The sequence below is a fragment of the Paraglaciecola sp. genome (genome assembly GCF_030730205.1).
GTDB lineage: Bacteria > Pseudomonadota > Gammaproteobacteria > Enterobacterales > Alteromonadaceae > Paraglaciecola.
On record NZ_JANQVQ010000032.1, the window covers coordinates 1 to 5655 of the forward strand.

A 5655-nucleotide genomic window follows, 5' to 3' on the forward strand; every position below is an offset into this window, starting at 1 on the left:
GATATCCAAAATGGCGTGACTATTCCTATTGGTGCGGGTACTGAAATCATTGCCGGTGAAGGCAAAATACTCACGGCGGGTGGCATTGATGCGCACATTCATTTTATCTGCCCGCAGCAAGTAGATGAAGCGCTGATGTCGGGCGTGACCACCATGATTGGCGGCGGCACCGGGCCTGCAACTGGCACTAATGCGACCACCTGCACACCGGGTCCGTGGAATATCGAAAAGATGTTACAAGCCACCCAAGATATGCCTATGAATTTTGGCTTTTTGGGCAAGGGTAATGTCAGTTTACCAGGGCCAATTGCTGAGCAAATTGAAGCTGGCGTATGTGGGCTTAAGTTACACGAAGACTGGGGCACCACACCTGCCTCTATTGATAATTGTTTGACCGTAGCTGACAAATACGATGTGCAAGTGGCCATTCATACCGACACCCTTAACGAGTCAGGATTTGTCGAAGATACCATTGGGGCGTTTAAAGGCCGGACTATTCATACCTACCATACCGAAGGTGCGGGCGGTGGCCATTCCCCCGATATTATCAGGGCCTGTGGTGAAGCCAATGTCTTGCCTTCATCTACTAACCCTACTCGGCCTTACACCATTAATACCATTGATGAACACTTAGATATGTTGATGGTGTGCCATCATTTAGACCCGTCTATTCCAGAAGACGTGGCCTTTGCTGATTCGCGTATTCGTAAAGAAAGTATCGCTGCCGAAGACATACTGCATGACTTAGGTGCTATCAGCATGATTGCCTCTGACTCACAAGCCATGGGAAGGGTAGGTGAAATGATCACTCGTACTTGGCAAACCGCGCATAAAATGAAGGTGCAACGTGGACCCTTATCCCCTGATACCGCTCGTTCTGATAATTTTCGGGTTAAACGTTATGTGGCTAAATACACCATTAACCCCGCCATCAGTCATGGCATTAGTCACGAAGTGGGCTCCATTGAAATAGGTAAAATGGCCGACTTAGTACTGTGGAAACCAGCCTTTTTTGGTATTAAACCCAGTCTTATTTTGAAATCTGGTTTTATTGCGGCGGCCCCCATGGGCGACCCCAATGCTTCTATTCCCACTCCACAGCCTGTGTATTATCGACCGATGTTTGGCAGCCTCGGCAGTGCGGCCGCTAGTTTGTCTGTGACCTTTATGTCGGAGGCTTCTATCAAAGCCGGCGTACCAGAAAAAGTCGGGTTAAAAAGGCGCACTTCGCCCTGCATTAATACCCGTAACATTGGCAAAAAAGACATGGTTCTCAATGACTGGTTACCGGTTATCGAAGTGGATGCACAAACCTACGAGGTACGTGCCAATGGTGAGTTATTAACTTGCGAGCCAATGGCCATTTTGCCCTTGGCACAACGTTATTGTTTGTTTTAGAGGAAAGGATCATGTTGCAAATCAGCACTCGTTTAAGTCATGTGCACCATATACCCACTGACAGTGTCACCCTCGATTATGACACGCGCCAAAAAGCGCGCATTAAAGTCCTGACGGATAACGGCAATGAAGCCGGTATTTTTATCGAACGGGGCAAACCCTTGTTGATCAACGAAGTATTAAAATCTGAGTGTGGTCAACACATTCAAGTAAAGGGTGCTTTAGAGCCTGTGATGACAGCCAGTTGTAGTGATTGGCTGACCTTTGCCAAGGTCTGTTATCACCTCGGTAATCGCCATACTAAATTACAAGTGGGAGAACGTTGGTTACGATTTAAACCCGACCACGTATTGGCAGAGTTAGTGCTTCAATATGGCTGCACGGTGAGTGAAGCGCCCGCCATATTTGAACCAGAAAACGGCGCTTACAAGGGCATCAGTGGGCACGCTCATCATACAGATGACAAGCATCATGAAAATGATCATCAACATGAAGGTGTTCACAAACATGGATTAGTGCAGAGTCTTAAACATGTTCATATTCATGGGCATGACCATTAATGATGACACGTCATTTAGCCTTAACCCGTTTATTGCAGTTGTGCAGCGCTAATTTGCCAGTAGGTGGGTTTTCGTTTTCGCAGGGTTTAGAGCAAGCAGTTGAACTGGGTTGGGTAGACAGCGCTGATAGCACTTACAACTGGTGCCACACGTATTTGCGCCAAGCTATGTTACACAGCGATTTACCCCTTTTGGCTAAGCAGTTTGATGCTTTGCAAGACAACAATTCAGCCGCTTTTAGCCAAAACGAAAGCTGGATAAGGGCCACCCGTGAAAGCAGTGAATTGCTGATGGCAGACCAAGCCATGGGCAAAGCCATGTTGCGATTACTAACCAATCTCGACGAGCTGCAACACAGTCAGTATTACGGGGAGTTGCAACAGCATTCAACATTGAGTTTTATCAGTAGCTTCGCCCTTGCCGCTTGTTTGTTTGATATGCAGCAAGACGACATGTTGACCGGCTTCACTTGGGCCTATATCGACAACCAAATTGCCGCGGCTACCAAGCTGGTGCCGCTGGGACAAACCCAAAGTCAAAACCTGTTATTTAAGTTGGCCGCAGTCATTCCTCACTGTGTCACTGACTATCAACGTGGGCCGGTTGAAGAGTTGGGGCAATCGCTGGTGGGCCTGAGTATGGCCAGTAGCTGGCACGAACAACAATATTCACGATTATTTCGTTCATAAGAGAGTCAATGATGAAAAAACAAACCTTAAGAATTGGTGTGGGTGGTCCGGTTGGATCAGGTAAAACCGCCTTATTGCGCGAGTTATGTTTAGCCTTGCGAGATAAATACAATATGGCTGTGGTCACCAACGATATTTATACCCATGAAGATGCGCAGTTTCTCACTCGCCATGGCGCCTTAGACGCAGACCGTATTATTGGCGTAGAAACAGGTGGCTGCCCACATACAGCGATTCGAGAAGATGCCTCCATGAATCTGGCTGCTATCGACGAACTCCAACAACGCCACGCTGATTTAGATTTTGTTTTAGTCGAAAGTGGCGGCGACAACCTCAGCGCCACCTTTAGCCCCGAATTATCTGACCTGACCTTGTATGTCATCGATGTATCCGCTGGCGACAAAATCCCCCGAAAAGGCGGCCCCGGCATTACTAAATCAGACTTATTAATCATCAATAAAATTGACTTAGCTTCTATGGTAGGCGCGTCTTTAGAGGTGATGGATGTCGATGCAACTCGTATGCGAAAAGGTAAACCGTTTATTTTCAGTAACTTAAAAAGTGGTCATGGCTTAGCTGAGATCATCAAATTCATCGAAGTCGAGGGCATGTTAAGCCGCCCTTCAAGCACACAATCACCCTTTGTAGGAGGTATATCCGCATGATTAAAAAACTCACTAGTCTATGCTTAGTATTCAGTTCTTCATTGGCCTTGGCCCACGAAGGCCATGGTATGGCAGACAATAATTGGCATTCACTTTTTCATATTATGTTTTGGCTACTAGTCGCTGCTGTGGCGGTAAAGGGCTATCGCTGGTGGCAAATAAAGGGGAAATATAAATACCGCCAAAAATAGCCTGAATATTTTCAGTCTTATTAATTTTTGTGGTTTAGAGGCGTTTTAATCCAGACTCCAATAGGGTTGAGGCGAACCAAAATGTTCACTCATAAAGTCAAGAAAACAACTGACCTTAGGCGACTTTAAACGGTTGGCTGGATATAGCGCATAAATAGTTTGTTGAGAGGCTTTCTCTGCACACTGCCATGGGGTTAAAACGGGTAAGAGTTCGCCTGAGGCCAAGTGTTCTGCTATGAGCCACTTGGGAAACAAAATAATACCCTGTCCTAATAATGCCGCATTCACCAGAATGTCGGCGTTATTACTGCACAAATTACCCGCAACCTCGATTGCGTCAAATGGCTGAGCAGCCGACTGGCGGAAATGCCAAGCGCGTTTACCCATATTGCCTTTGTACACCAAGCAATTGTGCTTAAGTAGATCATCCGGCGACTTGAGTATGGGTGATTTTTGTATATAGCTAGGGGCTGCACAGGCTACAAATTGTTCATCTGAAATTTTGCGATAATTCAGGCTAGAGTCGGCAAAATCACCAATGCGGATCACAATATCTGCACCTTCTTGCACAGGATCGATATAGGAGTCTGTCAAAATTAACTCCACATCAATCTGCAGATACTGTTGTTGAAACTGATTGATTAAACTTGATAAATGCTTGCGACCAAATGACACCGGCGCATTAATTTTAAGGGTGCCGTGCGGCGCAGTAGCTGTGCCTTTGGCATGCTCTGTAGCAAGATCGATGGCCAGTAACGCTTCGCGAATTTCTGCAAAATAATTAACTCCCACCTCGGTCAGTTTTACTGCTCTGGTATGGCGATACAAAAGCTTTTGGCCGAGCGATTTTTCTAGGGCTGCAATATGCCGTGACACAGAAGAAGGAGGTAAGTCCATGACAAAAGCAGCTTTTACAAAGCTGCCTGTTTGGGCAACAGCGATGAATGCGCGCAGTGAATTAATGCTCATAAAGCAATTATCATTTGTTATTTGAGTTATTGATATTATTTGAGCATTTATCGACTATCTTCTCAATCAAATATTCAGGATCACTTTGTTATGCAACTTATTATTTACCTGCTGGTATTAATTGCAGGTATGGGCCTGTCGGTTGAAGCCGGCCTGTTAGGGCCATTGGGAGAAAATATTGGGCACTTAGCCGCCACCTTATCGATTTTCATGGTTGGCAGTATTTTACTCACCTTGATAATGATTTTTTTCACACGGCCGCAATTAAGCTTGTTGTTTGCGCAGCCCAAGTGGTTGTTAACCGGTGGTGTTTTAGGGCCGGTTTACGTGGTGGCTTTAACTATTGCTACGCCCATTGTTGGCTTGGGCATCACCATGACCAGTGTATTGTTGGGACAGATTGCCATGAGTTTGGTCATTGACCATTTTGGTTTACTGGGGACTAAAAAAAGTGCGGTTGACCTGTATCGGATATTGGCCCTGGTTATGATTACTATCGCCCTGTGGCTACTAAATTAGGAGAACAAAAGTGAGCACCTTATTTGCAATATTAATTTTGATAATAGGCGGCATTGCCTTATCTGTGCAATCGTCGATCAATGGTAGGTTAGGTCACACCGTAGGCGTTATTGCCTCTGCGTGGCTGACATTTGTCATCGGCTTTGCCTTGACCTTTTTATTGTTTTTCTTTTTTGAACAAACCCATACCCAAACCCTATTTACCGCCCCTAAATGGCAACTAATGGGTGCCGTATTTGGGGTGATTTATATGGTGGTTGTGGTTTTCGCTGTGCCCAGAATCGGTATCGCTGGTATGACAGTCTCAGTTATTGCCGGACAGTTAATGATGAGTTTATTAATAGATCATTTCGGCTGGTTAAACAACAGTGTTATAGAGCTAGATGCAAAACGTTACGTGGCAATACTGCTGCTGTTAGGTGCCATTGTGATGGTTTATCTGAGTAACAAACGCAATGAGTCAGACAAAGTAAAACATGCCAAAAAGTTGCAAACCAACTGAAAATTAACCATCACAAAATAGCAGAAACAGGCCTGAGCAAATAAGTGCGACTTTGCAATATGAAGACTATCGCTAGTGGAAATATAATTCATTCATCAACAGATGTTATCAATAGATTTTATCAATAGATTTCAACCAAGCCTGACAGACGCCTATGAGCGA

At 45.3% G+C, this 5655-nt stretch carries 8 protein-coding genes; 7 read left to right on the top strand and 1 reads right to left on the bottom strand.

Going from position 1 to position 5655, the window contains the following annotated elements:
* The 5 genes from ureC to NWQ57_RS03575 all read left to right on the top strand — a co-directional run.
* On the top strand, positions 1-1398 hold a 1398-nt coding region (gene ureC, locus NWQ57_RS03555; protein WP_306020682.1), incomplete at its 5' end, for an urease subunit alpha.
* A gap of 11 nt (positions 1399-1409) precedes the next feature.
* Positions 1410-1958 carry an urease accessory protein UreE gene (ureE, locus tag NWQ57_RS03560; RefSeq protein WP_306020683.1) on the top strand — a complete coding sequence of 183 codons (549 nt, stop codon included), beginning with the start codon at positions 1410-1412 and terminating at the stop codon, positions 1956-1958.
* Positions 1958-2647: an urease accessory protein UreF gene (locus NWQ57_RS03565; RefSeq protein ID WP_306020684.1), complete on the top strand. Its 690-nt coding sequence runs from the start codon at positions 1958-1960 to the stop codon at positions 2645-2647. Before ureE ends, NWQ57_RS03565 begins: the two co-directional genes overlap by 1 nt.
* 11 nt (positions 2648-2658) lie before the next feature.
* Positions 2659-3312 carry an urease accessory protein UreG gene (ureG, locus tag NWQ57_RS03570; RefSeq protein ID WP_372340882.1) on the top strand — a complete coding sequence of 218 codons (654 nt, stop codon included), beginning with the start codon at positions 2659-2661 and terminating at the stop codon, positions 3310-3312.
* Positions 3309-3503, top strand: a complete 195-nt coding sequence (locus NWQ57_RS03575) for a hypothetical protein (protein ID WP_306020686.1) — start codon at positions 3309-3311, stop codon at positions 3501-3503. Before ureG ends, NWQ57_RS03575 begins: the two co-directional genes overlap by 4 nt.
* Positions 3504-3548: 45 nt before the next feature.
* Here NWQ57_RS03575 and NWQ57_RS03580 read toward each other — a convergent pair whose 3' ends face one another.
* Positions 3549-4472: a LysR family transcriptional regulator gene (locus NWQ57_RS03580; protein WP_306020687.1), complete on the bottom strand. Its 924-nt coding sequence runs from the start codon at positions 4470-4472 to the stop codon at positions 3549-3551.
* A gap of 90 nt (positions 4473-4562) precedes the next feature.
* Between NWQ57_RS03580 and NWQ57_RS03585 the strand changes: the two genes are divergently transcribed.
* Together NWQ57_RS03585 and NWQ57_RS03590 are read left to right on the top strand one after the other, a co-directional pair.
* Complete coding sequence (locus NWQ57_RS03585; protein WP_306020689.1) at positions 4563-4991, top strand: DMT family transporter; 429 nt, start codon at positions 4563-4565, stop codon at positions 4989-4991.
* Between the two features lie 10 nt (positions 4992-5001).
* Positions 5002-5493 carry a DMT family transporter gene (locus tag NWQ57_RS03590; RefSeq protein ID WP_306020690.1) on the top strand — a complete coding sequence of 164 codons (492 nt, stop codon included), beginning with the start codon at positions 5002-5004 and terminating at the stop codon, positions 5491-5493.
* The last annotated feature ends 162 nt before the right edge of the window (positions 5494-5655 follow it).

Bases quoted from the DNA above. Each gene is read 5' to 3' on its own strand.
- NWQ57_RS03565 (WP_306020684.1), top strand. From the start codon at position 1,958: ATGATGACACGTCATTTAGCCTTAACCCGTTTATTGCAGTTGTGCAGC.
- NWQ57_RS03580 (WP_306020687.1), bottom strand. From the start codon at position 4,472: ATGAGCATTAATTCACTGCGCGCATTCATCGCTGTTGCCCAAACAGGC.
- NWQ57_RS03585 (WP_306020689.1), top strand. From the start codon at position 4,563: ATGCAACTTATTATTTACCTGCTGGTATTAATTGCAGGTATGGGCCTG.
- ureG (WP_372340882.1), top strand. From the start codon at position 2,659: ATGAAAAAACAAACCTTAAGAATTGGTGTGGGTGGTCCGGTTGGATCA.
- NWQ57_RS03575 (WP_306020686.1), top strand. From the start codon at position 3,309: ATGATTAAAAAACTCACTAGTCTATGCTTAGTATTCAGTTCTTCATTG.
- ureE (WP_306020683.1), top strand. From the start codon at position 1,410: ATGTTGCAAATCAGCACTCGTTTAAGTCATGTGCACCATATACCCACT.